Below are 20,224 nucleotides of genomic sequence, written 5' to 3' on the forward strand. Positions count from 1 at the left end.
GTGATCGCTGCTCGTACTGGCCCCTTCACGGGTAGGTACGAGCAGTTGGATCAGTTTTCGGCATTGGCCTTGTAGGCCTTCAGTGCCTCCAGGCGCTGATGCTTCAGCGCCTCCCCCAATGCCTGCCCGGTCAGCCCTGCTTCCACCAGGGGCTTCGCCTCTACCGCCCTGGCGGCCGCTGCCGCTGCGCGCAGGTAATCCGCCTGTGGATAAGCCTGTGCGCTTCCTTGGGCAACCATCTGGCACACGGAAATGAAATCCTCGAAGCGTTGTGGTCGCCGATACACGTCGAACTTCTGAAGCAATGCCAGCATGTCTTCTGGCTCCAGCTGCAAGGCCCTGTGGCCGTCGCTGGCGCATTCACCCACCAGCATGGCCAGTTCCTGGCATTCACGCGGCGCCTTGAAGCGCTGGTTGAGCGCTTTGATCGAAGCTGGCTCCAGGCTATGCAGCAGGCAGGCCCAGCGAATGTGCAGTGGCTGATGATGTTTGGCTGCTTGCGTGAGTGCCGCCAGCGCAGCTGCATCTCCCTCAAGCTCAGGCATCAGTTGTTTCAGAGCTGCACAGTCGCTCAGCACGTTGATGAACACCTGTGGCTCATCTTCCATCAGCGCTCGCTCGATCTCTTTCCAGCTGCGTTCAGCCGTCAGCGCCTGCAGTTCGCCAGAAGTCGCGATCTGCTTCATCAGCTCCAGTGTTTCATCGGCGACCCTGAACCCTAGCGGGGCATAGCGTGCGGCAAAGCGGGCAACACGCAGTACGCGCAAGGGGTCTTCGGCGAATGCCGGGGACACATGGCGCAGAAGGCGTTGCTCAAGATCGGCCCGACCGTGAAAGGGGTCCAGAACGTTCCCCTGATCATCCTCGGCCATGGCATTGATGGTGAGGTCGCGACGGATCAGGTCTTCTTCGAGGGTCACCTCGGGGCTGGCGTGGAAGGTAAAACCGCCATACCCGCGCCCGCTCTTGCGCTCGGTACGCGCCAGGGCATATTCCTCGCCCGTCTTGGGGTGCAGGAAAACCGGGAAGTCAGCGCCAACTGGGCGAAAGCCCTTGGCGTGCATTTCTTCGACGCTGGCACCCACCACCAGCCAATCGATGTCACTGACCGGGCGCCCGAGCAGGCGGTCGCGTACGGCGCCGCCGACTTTGTAGATTTGCATGTGCAGCCTCCATTACTGCCCACAGGATACCCTGTCGGCAGCAATGGTGGTGTGCAGGCTAGAGGTGATGGATGACGGCCAGGTCCATGCGGCCGTAGTCGCCGGCTTCGCCATGCTCGCCACGCGGTGGCATGTGGTGGGTCTTGACCACTTGATCGCCTTGCACGGTTTCCAGGTGGATGTCGAAGCCCCAAAGGCGGTGCAGGTGCTTGAGCACCTCCTCGGTGGAGTCACCCAGCGGTTTGCGGTTGTGTTGCTGGTGGCGCAAGGTCAGGGAGCGGTCGCCGCGGCGGTCGATGCTCCAGATCTGTACGTTGGGTTCGCGGTTGCCCAGGTTGTACTGGGCCGCGAGTTGCTCGCGTATCGCCCGGTAGCCAGCTTCGTCATGGATCGCAGGCACCAGCAGGTCGTCGCGCTGGTCGTCATCCAGGATGCTGAACAGCTTGAGGTCGCGGATCACTTTGGGAGACAGGTACTGCAGGATGAAGCTCTCATCCTTGAAGCTGCTCATGGCGAACTTGATGGTCGACAGCCAATCACTGCCGGCAATGTCCGGGAACCAGCGGCGATCTTCCTCGGTAGGGTTTTCGCACATGCGGCGGATGTCGGTGTACATGGCGAAACCCAGGGCATAAGGGTTGATGCCGCTGTAATAAGGGCTGTCGAAGCCGGGCTGGAACACCACACTGGTGTGCGACTGAAGAAATTCCATGATGAAACCGTCGGTTACCAGGCCCTCGTCGTACAGGTCGTTCATCAGGGTGTAGTGCCAGAAGGTCGCCCAGCCTTCGTTCATGACCTGCGTCTGGCGTTGGGGGTAGAAGTACTGCGCGATCTTACGCACGATACGCACCACTTCGCGCTGCCAAGGCTCGAGTAGCGGGGCGTGTTTTTCGATGAAGTAAAGGATGTTTTCCTGCGGTTCGGCGGGGAAGCGCGCATCATCGCGGTCGCCGCCTTTCTCTGCGCCTTTGGGAATGGTGCGCCACAGGTCGTTGATCTGGCGTTGCAGGTGCTCCTCGCGCTCCTTCTGGCGGCGCCGCTCCTCCTCGGCGGAGATCGGGTAGGGGCGTTTGTAGCGGTCCACGCCGTAGTTCATCAAGGCGTGGCAGGAGTCGATCAGGTCTTCGACAGCATCGATGCCGTGGCGCTCTTCGCATTGGGCGATGTACTGCTTGGCGAACACCAGGTAGTCGATGATCGAACTGGCATCGGTCCATGTGCGGAACAGGTAATTGCCTTTGAAGAAACTGTTGTGGCCATAGCAGGCGTGGGCAATCACCAGTGCCTGCATGCACATGGTGTTTTCTTCCATCAGGTAGGCGATGCAGGGGTCGGAGTTGATCACGATCTCGTAGGCCAGGCCCATCTGGCCGCGGCTATAGGACTTCTCGGTGCTGAGGAACTGTTTACCGTAGGACCAGTGGTGATAGCCCAGCGGCATGCCGACGGAGGCATACGCGTCCATCATCTGCTCGGCTGTGATCACTTCGATCTGATTGGGGTAGGTGTCCAGGGCATAACGTTCGGCCAAACGGCTGATTTCCCGATCGTAGGTCTGGATCAGCTCGAACGTCCACTCGGACCCGGTGGAAATGGGTTGGCGTCTCTGTTCTCTGGCGCTCATGTGGCTAACCTGCGCTGGAAGAGTTCACGGAAGACCGGGTAAATGTCACCGGCCGAAACCAACTGCTGCTGGGCGAACGTGTCGGGGAAAGCCTCGCCGATACGCTCGTATTCGTACCACAGCGCCTGATGCTCGCGGGGGGTGATCTCCACGTAAGTGTAGTACTGCACGTGCGGCATGATCTGTTTGGAAAGGATCTCACGGCAGATGGGCGAGTCGTCGTTCCAGTTGTCGCCGTCGGAAGCCTGGGCGGCATAAATGTTCCAGTCACTGGCCGGGTAACGTTCGGCCATGATCTCCTGCATCATCTTGAGTGCACTGGAAACGATGGTGCCGCCGGTCTCGCGGGAATAGAAGAACTCTTCTTCGTCCACTTCGCGGGCACTGGTGTGGTGGCGGATGAACACCACCTCGATGCGGTCATAGTTGCGCTTGAGGAACAGGTACAACAGGATGAAGAACCGCTTGGCGATGTCCTTGGTGGCCTGGGTCATCGAGCCGGACACGTCCATCAGGCAGAACATCACGGCCTTGGAACTGGGGTTGGGCTGCTTGACCAGCAGGTTGTACTTGAGGTCGAAGGTATCCAGGAACGGCAGGCGGTTGATACGGGCCTTGAGCCGCTCGATCTCTTGCTCGACCTCCTGAATGTCGGTGAAGTTGTCGGGCTCCTCGACTTTCAACCGGGCCAGTTCCTTCTGCGCCTCGCGCAGCAGTGCGCGGCTGCTGCCGGTCAAGGCGATACGCCGGGCATGGGCCGAGCGCAGGGTGCGCACGATATTGATGCGCGACGGGTTGCCTTCGTTGGCGATACCGGCGCGCACGGTCTTGAAGGTGTCGGCACCGGTCAGGTGGCGTTTGACCAGGTTGGGCAGCTCGAGGTCTTCGAACATGAACTCGAGGAACTCTTCCTGGGTGATCTGGAAGACGAAGTCGTCCATGCCCTCGCCGGAGTTGCCTGCCTTGCCGCGGCCACCACCGCCGCCACCGCCCTGCGGCCGGGCGATATGTTCGCCAGCAGTGAATTCCTTGTTGCCCGGATGCACGATGGTCTGCTTGCCGCCGCGGCCATGGTGCAGCACCGGTTCGTCGATATCACGTCCCGGGATGCTGATCTGCTCGCCGTGCTCCATGTCCATGATGGAGCGACGGCTTACGGCCTCTTCGACGGCTTTCTTGATGTGTTCACGGTAGCGCCGCAAGAAACGCTGGCGGTTGACCGTGCTCTTGTTCTTGCCGTTCAGGCGTCGGTCGATAACGTAGCTCATGGTCCCTCCGGTGACTGGATGCAGCTGCAACTGCAAGCCACAAGCTTCAAGCCACAAGCTTCAAGAAAGAGCAGCCAGCGCTGCTGCAGGCTGTGGCGTCGGGTTTGAACCGAGCGCGCACAACTTGCAGCTTGCTGCTGGCGGCTTGGAGCTTGCTGCAGGGGCAGCTTGCCGCTTTATTGCGATTTCCTGACCCGCAGGTACCATTCCGACAGCAGGCGCACCTGTTTATCGGTGTAGCCACGCTCCACCATCCGCGTGACGAAGTCGTTGTGTTTCTGTTGATCTTCTTTGCTGGCCTTGGCGTTGAAGCTGATGACTGGCAGCAAGTCTTCGGTGTTGGAGAACATTTTCTTCTCGATCACCACCCGCAGCTTCTCGTAGCTGAGCCAGCTTGGGTTCTTGCCGTTGTTGTTGGCACGGGCACGCAGTACGAAGTTGACGATCTCGTTGCGGAAATCCTTCGGATTGCTGATGCCGGCCGGTTTTTCGATCTTTTCCAGCTCTTCGTTCAGGGCAATGCGGTTGAGGATCTCGCCAGTTTCCGGGTCGCGGTATTCCTGATCCTGGATCCAGAAGTCGGCGTACAGCACGTAGCGGTCGAAGATGTTCTGACCGTATTCGCTGTAGGACTCGAGGTAGGCGGTCTGGATTTCCTTGCCGATGAACTCGATGTAGCGTGGCGCCAGGTATTCCTTCAGGTAGCGCAGGTAGCGTTCACGCACTTCCGCCGGGAATTGCTCCTGTTCGATCTGCTGTTCCAGCACATAGAGCAGGTGCACGGGGTTGGCCGCCACTTCGTGCGGGTCGAAGTTGAACACCTTGGAGAGAATCTTGAAGGCGAAACGCGTGGACAGGCCGTTCATCCCTTCATCGACACCCGCAGAATCGCGGTACTCCTGGATCGATTTGGCTTTCGGGTCGGTATCCTTGAGGTTTTCGCCATCGTAGACACGCATCTTGGAGTAGATGTTGGAGTTTTCCGGCTCCTTCAGGCGTGAGAGCACCGTGAACTGGGCGAGCATCTTGAGCGTATCGGGTGCGCAATGGGCCTTGGCCAGCGAACTGTTGACCAGCAGTTTGTCGTAGATCTTGATCTCGTCGCTGACGCGCAGGCAGTACGGCACCTTGACGATGTAGATCCGGTCGATGAACGCCTCGTTGTTCTTGTTGTTGCGGAAGGTGTGCCACTCCGATTCGTTGGAGTGGGCCAGCAGGATCCCGGAATAAGGGATCGCGCCCAGGCCTTCGGTACTGTTGTAGTTGCCTTCCTGGGTGGCGGTCAGCAGCGGGTGCAGGACTTTGATGGGCGCCTTGAACATCTCGACGAATTCCATCAGGCCCTGGTTGGCCCGGCAAAGCGCGCCCGAGTAACTGTAGGCGTCGGCATCGTTCTGCGGGAATTCCTCGAGCTTGCGGATATCCACCTTGCCGACCAGGGCCGAGATGTCCTGGTTGTTTTCGTCGCCTGGTTCGGTCTTGGCGATAGCGATCTGGTTGAGGATCGAGGGGTACAGCTTGACCACCCTGAACTTGCTGATGTCGCCACCGAACTCCTGCAGGCGCTTGGTGGCCCATGGCGACATGATGGTGTTCAGGTAGCGCCGCGAGATGCCGTACTCTTCTTCGAGGATGGCGCCATCTTCAGTGGCGTTGAACAGGCCCAGCGGCGACTCGAAAACCGGCGAGTCCTTGATCGCGTAGAAAGGGACCTTTTCCATCAGCTGCTTGAGCTTTTCGGCCAGCGACGATTTGCCGCCACCCACCGGGCCCAGCAGATAGAGGATCTGTTTCTTCTCTTCAAGGCCTTGGGCGGCGTGGCGGAAGTAGGAAACGATCTGGTCGATGCACTCTTCCATGCCATGGAAGTCGGCAAAGGCCGGATACCGGCGGATCACCTTGTTGGAGAAAATGCGCGACAGTCTGGAGTTGCTTGAGGTGTCGATCAGTTCCGGCTCGCCGATGGCCAGCAACAGCCGTTCAGCCGCCGATGCGTAGGCACTGCGATCCTCTTTGCACAGCTCGAGGTACTCCTGCAGCGAGAGTTCTTCCTGGCGCGTAGACTCGAAACGTTGTTGGAAGTGGCTAAAAATACTCATGACGTCACCTCGCTCGATACGTGGAGACGACGCCGGATCAGTCAGCTGATGCTGGCATGCAACCGGGCTTGCCGATTGCTGTATACCCCCCAGAACACCCTGTAACGCTACCGATGACCCGCACGCCGGTGTACCGGCTCTCCCCTTTTTTGGATGGCCTGCGCTTAAGAATAGTTGGTTATCCGCAAGGTCAAGGGCAAGCGGCGCAGAAGTTGTCGGCGACCGTTCGTCAGGTGAGGCGCGAGCCCGCGTGGGGCGCGGGCTGGAGTGGAATTAAAAAATTATTCAGGGGTGCCTTGCGCGGTCTCGTCCGGGTAGGTGGTGCGCCACAGCTCGAAGCCGCCATCGACGCTGTAAACGTCGGAAAAACCTTGGCCGACCAGGTACGCGGCCGCGCTCTGGCTGGAGTTGCCGTGGTAGCAGACCACCAGGGTCGGGGCATCCAGGTCGGCATTGCGGATGAAGTCGGCAACCGAATGATTGTCCAGGTGCCGGGCGCCGGCGATGTGGCCGGCGGCATAGGCCTGCGGGTCGCGAATGTCGACGACGACCGCACCTTGCGCGCGCAAGGCCAGGGCCTGCTCGGGAGGGATGCGTTTGAATTCGCTCATGGGTAAGGCTTTCCTTCAGGGCTGATCGTTAAGTTTAGTCGGTTGTGCCGGCGGGCGCAGGGTGCCGTCGTCGGCGCAGTCGCAGCGCAGGTATTCACCGCTGTCGACATTGTAGAGGGTCATGGTGCCACCCCATACACAGCCCGTATCGAGGGCGATGATGCCGGGCTCCTCGACGCGCCCTTCGAGTGCGGCCCAGTGGCCAAAGATGATCTTCACATGCCGCGAGCGGCGGTCCTTGTGCGCGAACCAGGGCTTGTAACCTTTCGGTGCCGTGCCCAGCCCTTCCTTGCTCTTGAGGTCGAGCTTGCCTGTGCCAGTGCAGAAGCGCATGCGGGTCAGGTAGTTGGTGATCACCCGAAGGCGCTCGACGCCGCTGAGGTTCTTGCTCCACTTGTTCGGCTCGTTGCCATACATGCCATCGAGGTACAGCTTCAGGCGCTCGTCATCGCGCAGCACCTCCTCGACTTCGCCAGCCAGCTCCAGGGCTTTGCCCAGTGTCCACTGGGGGGGGATGCCAGCGTGCACCAAGGCAATGCCGCGCGGCTCGTCATAGTGGAGCAGCTTCTGTTGGCGCAGCCAGTCGAGCAGTTGATCGGCATCTGGCGCCTCGATGATTTCGCGCAGGGTATCGCTTTTCTTCAGGCGTTCGACATTTTGCCATGCAGCCAGCAGGTGCAGGTCATGGTTGCCCAGCACGCAGGTCAGCGAGTGGCGGATCGAGTAGAGGTAGCGCAGTGTCTGCAGCGATTCAGGCCCGCGGTTGACCAGGTCACCGACCAGCCACAGGCGATCCACAGCCGGGTCGAACTTGACGCGCTCCAGCAGGCACTTGAGGGGTTGCAGGCAGCCTTGCAGGTCACCGACGGCGTAGGTAGCCATCAGTGCAGGGCCCCCGGCACCGCCAGGCGGAAGGGGGCAATGTCGGCCTCGAAGCGTTTGCCGTCCTCGGCGAACATCTGGTAGCTGCCCTGCATGGTGCCCACGCGGGTGCTGATCACTGCACCGCTGCTGTACGTGTGGCTCTGGCCCGGCTCGATGGTCGGTTGTTGGCCGATCACACCTGCGCCGCGTACCTCCTCCACTTCACCATCACCGTTGGTGATCAGCCAGTGTCGAGACATCAGCTTGGCTTTGATCGAGCCATTGTTCTGCACTGTTATGGTGTACGCGAATGCAAAGCGATCGCTTTCGGGGTCGGATTGGTCTTTCAGATAGCGGGTCACGACGCTGACGTCGATCTGGTAACGGGGATCGGACATGCATGGGCCTTGGTCAAACAAGCGAATACGGCGATACATGCAGTCTAGGCCATTGGCGGGGGGGAGGGCCAGTGGTGTCGGGGAGGGAGGGGGCTTTAAAGTCTTGCGCTGTGGCAGCGTCTTCGCAGGTTGCCCGCGAAGACGCCGGTGCCAGCGCTGTCAGGCTTGCTGGTCTGCCAGCTGGTCTGCCAGGCGTACGAATGCGGCCAGGTCCAGCTGCTCGGGGCGCAGGCTGCCATCCACGCCAGCGGCCTCGATGGCCTGGCTGTCGAGCAGGCCTTTGAGGGTATTGCGCAGCGTCTTGCGGCGCTGGTTGAAGGCTTCGCGCACGACGCGTTCCAGCAGCAGGTGGTCCTTGGCCGGGTGCGGCAGCGCCTCATGCGGTACCAGGCGTACGATGGCCGAGTCCACCTTCGGCGGCGGGTTGAACGCACCTGGGCCTACGTTGAACAGGTGCTCGACCCGGCAGTGGTACTGCACCATGATCGACAGCCGGCCCCAGTCACCGCCGCCAGGCCCTGCGGCCATGCGCTCGACCACTTCCTTCTGCAGCATGAAGTGCATGTCGCGAATCAGCCCGGCGTGGCTGAGCAGGTGAAAAATCAACGGCGTGGAGATGTTGTAGGGCAGGTTACCTACGACTTTGAGGCTGCGTGCCGGCACGCCCAGCTGGTTGAAATCGAACTTCAGGGCATCGCCCTGGTGCAGGCGGAAGTTGTCGCGCCCGGCAAACTTGTGCTGCAGGATCGGCACCAGGTCTTTGTCCAGCTCCACGACGTCCAGCTGTGCGCCGCTGCCCAGCAGGCCCTCGGTCAGGGCGCCCTGGCCCGGGCCGATCTCCAGCAGGTGTTCGCCGGCTTTGGCATTGATGGCGCGCAGGATGCGGTCGATGATGCCAGCGTCATGCAGGAAGTTCTGACCGAAGCGCTTACGCGCCCGGTGTTGATAATGCTCGTTCATGGTCGGTTCTCGGCCATCTGGTAGGCGGTTTCCAGGGCGACGCGCAGGCTGCCGGTGTCGACGTTGCCGGTACCGGCAAGGTCCAGGGCGGTGCCGTGATCGACCGACGTGCGGATGATCGGCAGGCCCAGGGTCACGTTGACTGCAGCGCCGAAACCTTTGTACTTGAGTACAGGCAGGCCTTGGTCGTGGTACATCGCCAGCACCGCGTCGCAGTGCTCCAGATATTTGGGGGTAAACAGGGTATCGGCCGGCAGCGGGCCGCGCAGGTCCATGCCTTCGGTGCGCAGGCGGGCCAGTGCCGGTTCGATGATGTCGATTTCTTCGCGGCCCAGGTGGCCGCCTTCGCCGGCATGCGGGTTGAGCCCGCAGACCAGGATGCGTGGGTTGGCGATGCCGAACTTGTCGCGCATGTCGGCGTGCAGGATGCGGGTAACCCGCTCCAGGCGCTCAGGGGTGATAGCGTCCGCGATGTCGCGCAGTGGCAGGTGCGTGGTTACCAGCGCCACGCGCAGGCCATGGGTCGCCAGCATCATCACGACCTGGGCGGTGTGGGTCAGCTCTGCCAGGAATTCGGTATGGCCGGAAAAGGCGATGCCGCTTTCGTTGATCACACCCTTGTGCACTGGGGCCGTGATCATCCCGGCGAAATGCCCCTCAAGGCAGCCTTGCCCGGCCTGCGTCAGGGTTTGCAGGACAAAAGCCGCGTTGGCCTTGTCCAGCATGCCCGGCACCACGGGGGCGGCCAGGGGAGTATCCCAGACGTAGAGGCTACCTGCCGGCGCCGGCTGGTCAGGCCACTGGCCCGGCGCTACCGCAAGCAGGTTGACGGCCAGCCCCAGCTGCGTGGCCCGCTCGGCGAGCAGGTCACCGCTGGTGATGGCGATCAGGGGGTGAGGCTGGGGCTCGGCGGCGAGCAGCAGGCACAGGTCGGGGCCTATGCCGGCCGGTTCGCCGGGAGTGACGGCGAAGCGCAGGGGCTTCACTGTGCGGCCTGGTCAGCGCCAGGCAGCTTGATTTCAACGTAGGCTTCGTCGCGGATCTGGCGCAGCCAGGTCTGCAGCTCTTCGTCGTACTTGCGGTTACGCAGTACGTTCATTGCCTGCTGCTCGCGTGCCTGTTCGGTGCTGTCGGTGGCACGACGGCCCAGTACTTCCAGGACATGCCAGCCGTACTGAGTCTTGAACGGTTTGGTCACGACACCCTGCTGGGCGTTGGCCATCTGCTCGCGGAACTCCGGTACCAGGCTGTTCGGGTCGACCCAGTTGAGGTCACCGCCGTTAAGCGCTGAACCCGGGTCTTCCGAGAAGCTTTTCGCCAGCTCGGCGAAGTCTTCGCCGTCCTTGATCCGTTCGTACAGGCGCTCAGCCAGCTGCTCGGTGGCGGCTTCGCTGCGGATTTCGCTTGGCTTGATCAGGATGTGGCGTACATGCACTTCGTCACGCAGCACGTTTTCGCTGCCGCCGCGCTTCTCTTCGAGCTTGATGATGATGAAGCCGCTAGGGATGCGCAGTGGCTGGGTGATGTCGCCCGTGGCCATGCTGCTGAGCAGCTTGGCAAATTCAGGCGGCAACTGGCCAGCTTTACGCCAGCCCATCTCGCCACCTTCAAGGGCGTTCTCGCTGGCCGAGTTGGCAATCGCCATCTGGCCAAAGTCAGCGCCCTGGCGCAGTTGCTGGTACACGTCACCGACCTTGCGCGCAGCCTTCTGGATGTCGTCCGAGTTGGCGCCTTCCGGGGTTGGGATGAGGATGTTGGCCAGACGGTAGTCTTCGGACATCTGCATCTTGCCCAGGTCCGAGGCGAGGAAGTTTTTCACTTCCTGCTCGGAAACCTGGATGCGCTCGGCCACACGGCGCTGGCGCACGCGGCTGATGATCATCTCGCGTTTGACCTGCTCGCGGGCGTCGTCGAACGACAGGCCGTCGCGGGCCAGCGCGGCGCGGAACTGGTCCAGCGACATGCCATTGCGCTGGGCAATGGTGCCGATGGCCTGGTTGAGTTCCTCGTCGGTGATGCGGATGCCCGAACGTTCACCGATCTGCAGCTGCAGGTTCTCGACGATCAGGCGTTCCAGTACCTGCTGCTCCAGCGCGCTGGTCGGCGGTACGCCGCCGCCGCGCTTGGCGATGGTTTGCTGAACCTCCTGGACGCGCTGGTCCAGTTGGCTTTGCATGACCACGTCGTTGTCGACGATGGCCACCACACGATCCAGGGGTTGCACCGCGGCATGCACCGCGCCACTCAGCAATACAGCGCCCAGCAACACTGGGCGCAGACGATCAATAAGCTTGGTCTTCACGTGTACGGTAACCTTGAATGCCTTCGTCGAGGAACGATTCGACCTTGTTGCCTACCACACCACCGAGACCTTTGAGCACGATCTGAAGGAAGATGCCGTGGTCGCCTTTCTCGTTCTGTGGGGTAGCCTGGCTGAAGTCGTCGTAGTCGATCCAGTAGCGGTTGATCAGACGCAGTTTCCAGCAGCAGTTGTCATACTCGAAACCGCCCATGGCTTCCAGGGTGCGGTTGCGGTTGTAATCGTGCTGCCAGCGGGCGATCACGCTCCATTGCGGCACGATCGGCCAGATGACCGAGAAGTCGTGCTGCTGGATCTTGTAGTAATCCTTGATGTAGTTCGCGCTGCCCGGCGTGCCATAGTCGCCGCCGCCCACTTTCCAGGTACCGGTGGTGGAATCGTAGGCGATGGTGTCGTTGCGGTAGCGATAGCCCAGGTTGACGACCTTGTTCGGGTTGTCTTCCGGCTGGTAATGGAACATCGCGGCACCCGAGCGTGGGCTGCTGGTTTCCGGGTCCCAGTTGTAGTTGGCGTTGAAGCGCCAGTCGCGGTTGAAGCGGTAGCCGTACAGCAGGGCGTAAGGCGACACATCTGCCTGCGAGTCGGTGCGGGTGCGATAGTCGATGCCTGGCAGCTGGACCTTGCGATCCTTGAAGTAGTAAGCCTGGCCAACGCTCAGGAACTGGCGCTCGAAGCCGTTTTCTTCGATCCACCGCGTGGTCAGCCCCAGCGACAGCTTGTTCTCGTCACCGATGCGGTCGGTGCCGCTGAAGCGGTTTTCACGGAACAGGGAGTCGTAACTGAACAGCGTTTCACCCGTGTCGAACAGCGGGATGTCCATCTGGTCTTTGTACGGGACGTAGAGATAGAACAGACGCGGTTCGAGGGTTTGACGGTAGTTGGTGCCGAACAGCGAGGTGTCGCGGTCGAAGTACAGGCCGCTGTCTACGCTGAAAATCGGGATGTCGCGGCTCTGGCTGCTCGAGAAGTCACCGCGCAGGTCGCGTGTGGCTTGCGAGGCACTGGCCAGGTCAGATTTGCCTTCGCTGTCCAGGTCCAGATCGTAGTTGGTGTACATGTAGGTCAGCTTCGGCTTCACGTAGCCGTAGCTGGCCTCCATCGGCAGGCTGATGGCCGGCGCGATGTTCAGGCGGTTACCGTTGGCCCTTGCCAGGCCGAAGATGTTCTCGTCAAGACGCTGGCCGTTGGCACCGGCAGTAGTGTCCAGCTGGCCATCTTCGTTGAAGACGGGGCCGTTCTTCAGGTCGCGATCAAAGCGCACGGCTTCGGTCTTGTAGCTGAAGTCGAAGCCACCCGGGTGGTACGGCAGCATGCCGTTCAGGGTGATTTGAGGCAGCTTGTTATATGGGGTGATCTTCGAGATGGTGGCCATCTCGTAGGCCTGCAAGTTCAGGCGAGCCTGGTAGCTGTCGCCGCGATAGGTCAGTGCGCCTTGCTGGTTCAGCGCATCTTTGCTCTCGACGCCGATCTGGTCAGACTCCAGGTCCTGGAAGTAGAACGGGTCGCTGATGTCGGTGTAGTCCACCTCGGCCAACAGGCGCTCGTCCAGGCCACCTTTGTGCTGCCAGTTGACCATCCAGCGCTGATCTTCGTAATCAGTCTGCTCTTTGCGATCGTCGTTCTTGTCGTTCAGGTACGCGCCGCCGAGCTGGCCTTCGCTGGACTTGGTCAGGTAGCGGAATTCGCCTTCCATCAGCAAGCCACGCTTGGTCATGTAACGCGGGTACAACGTGGCGTCGTAGTTGGGCGCCAGGTTGAAGTAGTACGGCGTGACCAGCATGAAGCCGGTGTCGCTGGTGCTGCTGAACGACGGTGGCAGGAAGCCGGATTGGCGACGGTCGTCGATCGGGAAATAGATGTACGGTGTGTAGAACACCGGGAAATCCTTGACCCGCAGGGTGACGTTGGTCGCGGTACCGAAGCCGGTGGCCGGGTTCAGGGTGATGTTGTTGCCCTTGAGCTGCCAGGCGTTGCTGCCCGGTTCGCACGTGGTGTAGGTACCATCCTTGAGGCGGATGATGGCGTTCTCGCTACGCTTGGCGTACAGGGCGTTGCCGCGGATGTGCGACTTGTGCATCACGTATTCGGCGTTGTCGACCTGGGCTTCGCCCGTGTCGAGCTGGATCTGCGCCTCGTCGCCCACGACCAGCGAGCCGTTGTCGCGAATCCTGACGTTGCCCTTGAGCTCGCCACGGTTCTCGGCCTGGTACAGGTTGGCCTCATCGGCTTCGGCCTGCATGCTGCCTTGGCGCATGACCACGTCACCGGCGAGGGTAGCGATCTGCTGCTCCTGCTGGTACTTGGAGACCTTGGCGTTGATGTAGGTCGGCGATTCGTCCTTGGGCGTGGTGTCGGCCATGCCTGGGCGAGTCGGCTCGATGTACGCGCCACCGCAGTACGGGCCGGTTTCGGCCAGCTGGGCAGCGGTGAGCTTTTCGCGCGGGACCCAATCGAGATGGCTGTAATCCTCGCTGCGCGACTTCAGGCCACGGCCTTTGCTCTCGGTGACCAGCACCGGCTTGTCAGCACTTTCGGCCTCGGCCGATGGGGCCTCGGTGCCGGAAGTGAGCGCAGCGCCGTCATGCACTGGGCGCGGTGGCAAGTTGTTGACTGGGCTCTTGGGCTTGCAGTCCCAACCACCGGAGGCGGACACTTGGCAGTCGAACTGCTCGGCTGCTACCACGTACGAGGTGGCAAAAGGTTGCAGGGCCAGCAGACCGCCGGTGACCAGCAACGGAAACTTTCTACGAAACGCGGGGGATTTCAATGCCATCTTATTAGTCCGGGCTTCCTGCGTGCCATCTGCCCGCGTGTGGGGCCGCACGCCTCTCGATGGTCTGAAAAAGATGCTGGATAATAAAGCATGACCCGCTTGACGGCTAGGGCCGTCGGAGACCCTTGTAATGCCTGACCACGATGTACGCCTGCAACAACTGACTGTCTGGCTCGCCGAGCAGCTCAATGTTCTTTTCCGCAACAACGCCTGGGGCGAGGTGCCCGAAGGCAGCCTGACCGCCGCCAGCAGCGATGCGAGCTTTCGCCGTTACTTCCGCTGGCAGGGCGCAGGCCACAGTTTTGTGATCATGGATGCGCCGCCGCCACAGGAAAACTGCCGCCCGTTCGTTGCCATCGACCATCTGCTGGCCAGTGCGGGCGTGCATGTACCGGTGATTCATGCCCAAGATCTGGACCGTGGTTTTCTGTTGCTGGGGGATCTGGGCCATCAGACATACCTCGACATCATTAACCCGGATAACGCCGATGCATTGTTTGCCGACGCGATCGACGCCCTGCTGGCGTTTCAGCGCCTGCCGATGGAAGCGCCGTTGCCGAGCTACGACGACGCTTTGCTGCGCCGTGAGGTCGAGCTGTTCCCCGAGTGGTATGTCGGGCGTGAGCTCGGCCTGGCCTTCAACGAGGCGCAGCAGGCCAGTTGGCAGCGCATCAGCCAGTTGCTGATCGACAGTGCCCTTGCCCAACCCAAGGTGCTGGTGCACCGCGACTACATGCCGCGCAACCTGATGCAGAGCACGCCGAACCCGGGCGTGCTCGACTTCCAGGACGCGGTGTACGGTCCGGTCACCTATGACATTACCTGCCTGTTCAAGGACGCTTTCCTCAGTTGGCCACAAGCGCGAGTCGAAGGCTGGTTGCGCAACTACTGGGACAAAGCGCAGGCCGCCGGGATCCCGGTTCAGCCGTCGTTCGAAGATTTCCAGCGCGCCAGCGACCTGATGGGTGTGCAGCGCCATCTGAAGGTGATCGGCATCTTCGCGCGTATCTGCCACCGTGACGGCAAGCCGCGCTACCTGGCTGATGTGCCGCGTTTCTTCGCCTATATAGACGAAGTGGTCGGCCGTCGCCCTGAACTGGCCGAGCTCGGCCAGTTGATCGCCGAACTCAAGGCCGGAGCGCGTGGATGAAAGCGATGATTCTCGCCGCAGGCAAGGGCGAGCGCATGCGCCCGCTGACCCTGCACACGCCAAAGCCGTTGCTGCCCGTGGCCGACCAGCCGTTGATCGAATACCACCTGCGTGCGCTGGCGACAGCCGGTTTTACCGACGTGGTGATCAACCACGCCTGGCTTGGCCAGCAGATCGAAGATCACCTCGGCGATGGCAGCCGCTTCGGCCTGAGCATTCGCTACTCCCCTGAGGGCGAGCCGCTGGAGACGGGGGGCGGCATATTCCAGGCATTGCCTTTGCTGGGCGACGCCCCGTTCCTGCTGGTCAATGGCGATGTCTGGACCGATTACCCGTTCGCGCGCTTGCGTGCACCGCTGCAGAGCCTGGCGCATCTGGTGCTGGTCGATAACCCTGGCCATCACGGGCGGGGCGACTTCCGCCTGCAAGGTGGGCAGGTGGTGGACGGTGACGAGACCCCTGGCACCCTGACCTTCAGCGGCCTTTCAGTGCTGCATCCAGCCTTGTTCGCAGGTTGCCAGGCGGGGGCCTTCAAACTGGCGCCACTTCTGCGCCAAGCCATGTTGGCAGGCAAGGTGACCGGCGAGCACTACCGTGGCGCCTGGGTCGATGTCGGTACCCAGGAGCGCCTGGCCGAGGCCGAACGCCTTATACGCGAGCGTGCCTGAGATGTGGTGGCCAGGCACGGTAATCGGGCTAGGCGCGGGTTTCGCTGTCGCCAGCATCCCTGGCGCGCTGCTGGGGGCATTGCTTGGCCAAGCCATGGATCGGCGCCTGCGTGTGCAGGGCTGGGAAGACATGCGCGAACGGTTGGGAGGCCGGCCGGCCCTGCGTGACGAGGAGTTGTTGTTCGTCCTGCTTGGGCGGCTGGCCAAAAGCGATGGGCGAGTGGGCGAACAGCATATTCAGCAGGCGCGCCAGGAGATGGTCCGGCTGGGCCTGTCCGAGGCCGCCAGGATGCGCGCGATTGCCGCCTTCAACCGCGGCAAGGCGGGCAAGGACCGCTTGGCCCACCACCTGCGTCGCATTCGCTTGCAGCCACATGCGGCCGAGGGCACGTTGCGGGCGTGTTGGCGTATGGCCTGGGCTGACGGCAAGGCCGGGGATCATGAGCGGGAACTGCTGCTGGACTGGGGGCAGAAGCTGGGGCTCAGCCGGCGCCAGGTGCAGGCCATGTCGCTGGAATATGAGCCACGCAAAATGAGCACGGCCAGTAGCGTCATGACCTATGCGGCTGCGCTGCGCTTGCTGGGGATAGATGCCGATACGGAAGGCGACCGGGTCAAGCAGGCCTATCGCCGGCTGGTCAGCCGGCACCATCCGGACAAGCTGGCCGGGAGCGGTGCCAGTGAAGCGCAGCTCAGGGAGGCGACCGAACGCACTCGAGAGCTGCACCAGGCTTATGCGTTGATCCGTAAACGGCGGGGGCTCTAAAGCCCCTGTCACCGGCAAGCGGCGCTGTACCTGTGGCAGCCAGCCTGCTGGTGCAACGGCCGGAGCTGGCCCGTCACTTCATTCCTGCGGGCTCATCCACCCCCTGGCCCGGCGGAACAACTGTTCCTGTTCCGCGCTCTTGTTCCCCGGCATCGCAATCAGCGAAAGCTGCTTGTACTGGCTGTCTTTCTGGCGCTTGCTGGCCTGCAGGCGTTGCATGGCGGCATTGCGGTCGCCGGTGCGGGTTGCGTAGTAGATATCGGCAGTCGGCACTTTGAGGGTAGGTGTCAGGCTTTCCAGATCGTGCTCGACCCTTGCCGGGGTCTGCGCGGCGATCATCACCAGCTTCTGTACCTGCGGTGGTTGCTTTTCGCCCAGGTAGCGGGCTGCCCAGTAGGCGCCGCTGCCATGGCCGATCAGCACGATGCTGCGTGAGTTCTGTTGCTGAGCGTACGCCACCGCAGCATCCAGGCGCGCGAAGATGCGTTCGGCATCAGCCTGATCGTTCTGTTCGCTGGCCTGTTCGGCATCGGTGCTTTCTGCCGTGTCGGCATCCGCCGCAGTAGCCTGGGCCACGTTGGCGTTGGCATCGACGGGGGTTTCCTTTGCCGGTGCGCTCTCGCCCTGCTCGGGCTGCGGTGCGGCAGCTGGCGTGGCCTGGACCCGTGCCTGTGGGCTATCGGCGAGCAGGTCGGGCAGGCTCATGCTGAGGCTGTTCCAGCCGGCGTCAGGAAACTTGCGTCGCAATGGGCCGACCGCATTGGGCCAGTCGGCGGTTTCTCCGGCGCCAGGGACGATGATCACCGTGCCTTGCGGGTCGCTGTCGTTGGCTGGTTTCCACAGGGCCAGGAAGCTGTCGGACCCGGCTTCCAGCGTTTGCTGCTCGGCTTTGGGCAACAGGCGTTCAAGGGCCTGCGCATCTTCCTGGCTACGCTCGAGCAGCGGTGGGCGTGGCGCAGGTGCGGCGGCAGCCTCTGCGGTTGCTGGTTTTTCGGCGTCGGCGGCCAGGGCGCCAAGTGGTAGGAGCGAGGCAAGGCAGCACATTGCCAGCGTCGTGCGATAAAGTGTGAACATGAATCAACCCAAGGCCAGAATGATACCGGCAGCCTAATAGTATTTGCCCGCGACGGCCATGCTGCATGGCCGCCCTTGCCAAGACGAGCGTGTAGATGAAGCGATTGCGTCGCCTGTTGGTTATCGGCTGCTTGTGGCTACCCTTGATTGCTTTGGCAAGGCCTGAGGCAGCACCTGCGGTGGTACTCGAACCTGCCCAGCAGCAATGGCTGGACACCCATCGCAGCCTGCGGGTCGGCCTGGTGCTGCAGGCGCCCTATGCCCAGTTCGACCGCCGTCTGCAGCAACTCTACGGGGCCAATGTCGAGCTGGTGAACTGGCTGGCGCAGGCGCTCAAGCTGGACCTCACCTGGCGTAACTTCACTGACCAGGGCAGCCTCGAACACGCCCTGCAGGCGGGTGAAATCGACTTTGCCCCGGGCCTTACACAAACACCGGCCAGCTTGCGTCTGTGGTTGTTCAGCGACCCCTACATGCGTGTGCCGCAACTTGTGGTGGGGCCGCGGACCGGTGCGTTGGCCGTCGAGCTGGAAAAGCTTGAAGCCAACGAGCGTGTGGCGGTACGCATGCCCAGCGTGCTGGCCGATTACCTGCGGGGCAATTACGCCAATCTCAACCTGCAAGGTGTGCCCAACGAGCGCCAGGCCTTGCAACTGGTGGTAGGGGGCCAGGCCAGCTACGCGGTGCTGGATGAAGCCCAGCTCAGCCGGTTGTCCCGTGAAAGCGAGTTCGGTGACCTGGCAGTGCTCGGCGATATCGGCCTGCCGCAATTATTGCGCGTGGGTTCGCGGCGTGACTGGCCGTTGCTGGCCGATGTGCTTGAACGGGGCCTGCAGGCCATGCCCGCCAAAGAGCTGGAGCAACTGCATCAGCGTTGGTTGCAGCCCAAATACCCGCGTCTGAGCGAATCCACCGGTTTCTGGCAAAACCTTGCGTTGCTGTTCGGCATGTTGCTGCTGTGTGCCGGGGCCACCCTGGTGTGGCAGCGCCGCCAGCAGCGCCAGCTCGAGCGTAGCCTGCTGGCGGCGCGGGAGCACCTGGCTGAGCGGCAGGTGCGCGAGGAGGCACTGCGCCTGAGCCAGTTCGCCATCGACCAGAGTACGGTGGGCATCCTCTGGGTCAACTGGGACAGCCACGTGCGTTACGCCAACCACGCGGTGGGGCGCATGCTGGGTTATGCCGAGGCGGCGTTGTTGGAGCGTCCGCTGAGCGACTTCGAGCCGAACCTGAGCATGGACCGCTGGCTGCAGTTGTGGCGGGCCGCGCGAGCCGGGGAGGCCGGGGCTCGGCAGTTCGAAACCCAATGCCTGTGCGCCGACGGCAGTCTGTTGCCTGTTGAGTTGTCGTTGAGCTTCCTGCGCTTTCGCGATGCCGAGTACCTGGTGGTGTACCTTGCCGATGTCACCGAACGCCACCGCGCCCTGGCGGCGCTGCGTGAAAGCGAGGCGCGTCTCAAGGGTATTGCTGGCAATGTGCCGGGGCTGGTGTTCCGTCTGGAGCCCGCACCTGCGGAAGGGGACCCGGAGTTCCCCTACATCAGCGAGGGCAGTGAGGCGTTGGTGGGTTATACGCCCGCGCAGATCCAGCACCCGCAGATGGGCTTGCGCAATCTGGTCCACCCGCAAGATCGTGCTGACTACCACCAGGTGCAGGACTTGGCCATTGCCAGCGATCAGGACTGGTCCTGGCAAGGGCGAATCCTCACCCGTGAAGGTGAGCAGCGGTGGGCCGACATCAAGGCCAGTACCCGCCGCCTGGCCAACGGCCGGGTGGTCTGGGACGGTATTGTCTGGGACATTACCCAGAGCAAGCGCGCGGAGCTGGCGCTTGCGAGGTCCCAGGAGCAACTGCGTGAACTGTCGGCACACCTGGAGAGCGTGCGCGAGGAAGAAAAGGCCCGTATCGCCCGCGAAGTGCACGATGAACTGGGGCAGATGCTGACCGTGCTCAAGCTTGAAGTGTCGATGTGCGAACTGGCTTTTGCCGAGCTTGACCCTGCGCTGAACGAGCGCCTGGCCAGCATGAAGCGCCTGATCGCTCAGCTGTTCCAACTGGTGCGCGATGTGGCAACGGCGCTGCGCCCGCCGATCCTGGACGCCGGTATCGCCTCGGCCATCGAATGGCAGGCACGGCGCTTCGAAGCGCGCACGCAGATCCCTTGCCTGGTGCAGGTACCGGATAATCTGCCAGCATTGAGCGATGCAAAAGCTATCGGCTTGTTCCGTATCCTGCAGGAGGCTCTGACCAACGTAATGCGCCACGCCCAGGCGCACAGTGTCGAGGTAGAGCTGGTGCGCGAGGGCGAAAAACTGCGTATGACGGTCAGTGATGACGGTAGCGGGTTCTGCCTGGACCAGCCACGGCCAACCTCGTTCGGCCTTGTGGGGGTGCGTGAGCGGGTACTGATGCTCGGTGGCAGCATGGTGTTGAATAGCGAGCCAGGTGAAGGCACCAGCCTGAGCGTGACCATAGCGTTGGATTAG

At 62.2% G+C, this 20,224-nt stretch carries 16 protein-coding genes; 4 read left to right on the forward strand and 12 right to left on the reverse strand.

The window, feature by feature from the left end; genetic code table 11:
• Positions 1 to 50: 50 nt before the first annotated feature.
• From EGJ09_RS20145 to EGJ09_RS20195, 11 genes are all read right to left on the reverse strand, one after another.
• The gene (locus EGJ09_RS20145) at positions 51 to 1,163 is read right to left on the reverse strand and encodes a multifunctional CCA addition/repair protein (protein ID WP_125924628.1); all 1,113 of its coding nucleotides are present in this window, start codon (positions 1,161 to 1,163) and stop codon (positions 51 to 53) included.
• Between the two features lie 58 nt (positions 1,164 to 1,221).
• Positions 1,222 to 2,790, reverse strand: coding sequence for a SpoVR family protein (locus tag EGJ09_RS20150; RefSeq protein ID WP_046787570.1), 1,569 nt, complete (start codon positions 2,788 to 2,790; stop codon positions 1,222 to 1,224).
• The gene (locus EGJ09_RS20155; RefSeq protein ID WP_012316567.1) at positions 2,787 to 4,058 is read right to left on the reverse strand and encodes a YeaH/YhbH family protein; all 1,272 of its coding nucleotides are present in this window, start codon (positions 4,056 to 4,058) and stop codon (positions 2,787 to 2,789) included. Before EGJ09_RS20155 ends, EGJ09_RS20150 begins: the two co-directional genes overlap by 4 nt.
• Before the next feature lie 176 nt (positions 4,059 to 4,234).
• Entirely contained in the window at positions 4,235 to 6,157 is a 1,923-nt protein-coding gene (locus tag EGJ09_RS20160; protein WP_012316566.1) for a PrkA family serine protein kinase, read from the reverse strand.
• A gap of 281 nt (positions 6,158 to 6,438) precedes the next feature.
• Positions 6,439 to 6,768, reverse strand: a complete 330-nt coding sequence (glpE, locus tag EGJ09_RS20165) for a thiosulfate sulfurtransferase GlpE (RefSeq protein WP_046787571.1) — start codon at positions 6,766 to 6,768, stop codon at positions 6,439 to 6,441.
• Between the two features lie 15 nt (positions 6,769 to 6,783).
• Complete coding sequence (locus EGJ09_RS20170; protein WP_115273034.1) at positions 6,784 to 7,650, reverse strand: symmetrical bis(5'-nucleosyl)-tetraphosphatase; 867 nt, start codon at positions 7,648 to 7,650, stop codon at positions 6,784 to 6,786.
• On the reverse strand, positions 7,650 to 8,030 hold the full coding sequence (apaG, locus tag EGJ09_RS20175) for a Co2+/Mg2+ efflux protein ApaG (protein WP_012316563.1): 381 nt from the start codon (positions 8,028 to 8,030) through the stop codon (positions 7,650 to 7,652). Before apaG ends, EGJ09_RS20170 begins: the two co-directional genes overlap by 1 nt.
• Before the next feature lie 159 nt (positions 8,031 to 8,189).
• Positions 8,190 to 8,990: a 16S rRNA (adenine(1518)-N(6)/adenine(1519)-N(6))-dimethyltransferase RsmA gene (gene rsmA, locus EGJ09_RS20180; RefSeq protein ID WP_125924629.1), complete on the reverse strand. Its 801-nt coding sequence runs from the start codon at positions 8,988 to 8,990 to the stop codon at positions 8,190 to 8,192.
• Positions 8,987 to 9,976: a 4-hydroxythreonine-4-phosphate dehydrogenase PdxA gene (gene pdxA / locus EGJ09_RS20185; RefSeq protein ID WP_125924630.1), complete on the reverse strand. Its 990-nt coding sequence runs from the start codon at positions 9,974 to 9,976 to the stop codon at positions 8,987 to 8,989. The genes rsmA and pdxA overlap by 4 nt, the downstream gene beginning before the upstream one ends.
• On the reverse strand, positions 9,973 to 11,292 hold the full coding sequence (surA, locus tag EGJ09_RS20190) for a peptidylprolyl isomerase SurA (RefSeq protein ID WP_046787602.1): 1,320 nt from the start codon (positions 11,290 to 11,292) through the stop codon (positions 9,973 to 9,975). The genes pdxA and surA overlap by 4 nt, the downstream gene beginning before the upstream one ends.
• Complete coding sequence (locus EGJ09_RS20195) at positions 11,273 to 14,083, reverse strand: LPS-assembly protein LptD (RefSeq protein WP_119687865.1); 2,811 nt, start codon at positions 14,081 to 14,083, stop codon at positions 11,273 to 11,275. The genes surA and EGJ09_RS20195 overlap by 20 nt, the downstream gene beginning before the upstream one ends.
• Before the next feature lie 130 nt (positions 14,084 to 14,213).
• Here EGJ09_RS20195 and EGJ09_RS20200 point away from each other — a divergent pair, with 130 nt between their 5' ends.
• The 3 genes from EGJ09_RS20200 to EGJ09_RS20210 are packed head-to-tail and all read left to right on the forward strand — an operon-like array spanning position 14,214 to position 16,667.
• A complete protein-coding gene (locus EGJ09_RS20200; RefSeq protein ID WP_125924631.1) occupies positions 14,214 to 15,233 on the forward strand; it encodes an aminoglycoside phosphotransferase family protein in 1,020 nt (339 codons plus the stop codon).
• Positions 15,230 to 15,901: an N-acetylmuramate alpha-1-phosphate uridylyltransferase MurU gene (gene murU / locus EGJ09_RS20205; RefSeq protein WP_125924632.1), complete on the forward strand. Its 672-nt coding sequence runs from the start codon at positions 15,230 to 15,232 to the stop codon at positions 15,899 to 15,901. The genes EGJ09_RS20200 and murU overlap by 4 nt, the downstream gene beginning before the upstream one ends.
• Before the next feature lies 1 nt (position 15,902).
• Positions 15,903 to 16,667, forward strand: coding sequence for a TerB family tellurite resistance protein (locus tag EGJ09_RS20210; protein ID WP_125924633.1), 765 nt, complete (start codon positions 15,903 to 15,905; stop codon positions 16,665 to 16,667).
• A gap of 78 nt (positions 16,668 to 16,745) precedes the next feature.
• On the opposite strand, the gene EGJ09_RS20215 is transcribed toward EGJ09_RS20210, so the two are convergent.
• Positions 16,746 to 17,741, reverse strand: coding sequence for an alpha/beta hydrolase family protein (locus EGJ09_RS20215; RefSeq protein ID WP_125924634.1), 996 nt, complete (start codon positions 17,739 to 17,741; stop codon positions 16,746 to 16,748).
• A gap of 95 nt (positions 17,742 to 17,836) precedes the next feature.
• Here EGJ09_RS20215 and EGJ09_RS20220 point away from each other — a divergent pair, with 95 nt between their 5' ends.
• Positions 17,837 to 20,224, forward strand: a complete 2,388-nt coding sequence (locus tag EGJ09_RS20220; RefSeq protein WP_125924635.1) for a PAS domain S-box protein — start codon at positions 17,837 to 17,839, stop codon at positions 20,222 to 20,224.

Source organism: Pseudomonas sp. p106, from assembly GCF_003936645.1.
GTDB classification, from domain to species: Bacteria; Pseudomonadota; Gammaproteobacteria; order Pseudomonadales; family Pseudomonadaceae; genus Aquipseudomonas; species Aquipseudomonas putida_E.

What these genes read in the sequence shown, in the direction of transcription:
- EGJ09_RS20170 (WP_115273034.1), bottom strand. Translation starts at nt 7,650, where the DNA reads ATGGCTACCTACGCCGTCGGTGACCTGCAAGGCTGCCTGCAACCCCTC.
- EGJ09_RS20215 (WP_125924634.1), bottom strand. Translation starts at nt 17,741, where the DNA reads ATGTTCACACTTTATCGCACGACGCTGGCAATGTGCTGCCTTGCCTCG.
- EGJ09_RS20155 (WP_012316567.1), bottom strand. Translation starts at nt 4,058, where the DNA reads ATGAGCTACGTTATCGACCGACGCCTGAACGGCAAGAACAAGAGCACG.
- murU (WP_125924632.1), top strand. Translation starts at nt 15,230, where the DNA reads ATGAAAGCGATGATTCTCGCCGCAGGCAAGGGCGAGCGCATGCGCCCG.
- EGJ09_RS20150 (WP_046787570.1), bottom strand. Translation starts at nt 2,790, where the DNA reads ATGAGCGCCAGAGAACAGAGACGCCAACCCATTTCCACCGGGTCCGAG.
- EGJ09_RS20160 (WP_012316566.1), bottom strand. Translation starts at nt 6,157, where the DNA reads ATGAGTATTTTTAGCCACTTCCAACAACGTTTCGAGTCTACGCGCCAG.
- EGJ09_RS20220 (WP_125924635.1), top strand. Translation starts at nt 17,837, where the DNA reads ATGAAGCGATTGCGTCGCCTGTTGGTTATCGGCTGCTTGTGGCTACCC.
- apaG (WP_012316563.1), bottom strand. Translation starts at nt 8,030, where the DNA reads ATGTCCGATCCCCGTTACCAGATCGACGTCAGCGTCGTGACCCGCTAT.
- EGJ09_RS20200 (WP_125924631.1), top strand. Translation starts at nt 14,214, where the DNA reads ATGCCTGACCACGATGTACGCCTGCAACAACTGACTGTCTGGCTCGCC.
- EGJ09_RS20145 (WP_125924628.1), bottom strand. Translation starts at nt 1,163, where the DNA reads ATGCAAATCTACAAAGTCGGCGGCGCCGTACGCGACCGCCTGCTCGGG.
- glpE (WP_046787571.1), bottom strand. Translation starts at nt 6,768, where the DNA reads ATGAGCGAATTCAAACGCATCCCTCCCGAGCAGGCCCTGGCCTTGCGC.
- rsmA (WP_125924629.1), bottom strand. Translation starts at nt 8,990, where the DNA reads ATGAACGAGCATTATCAACACCGGGCGCGTAAGCGCTTCGGTCAGAAC.
- EGJ09_RS20195 (WP_119687865.1), bottom strand. Translation starts at nt 14,083, where the DNA reads ATGGCATTGAAATCCCCCGCGTTTCGTAGAAAGTTTCCGTTGCTGGTC.
- EGJ09_RS20210 (WP_125924633.1), top strand. Translation starts at nt 15,903, where the DNA reads ATGTGGTGGCCAGGCACGGTAATCGGGCTAGGCGCGGGTTTCGCTGTC.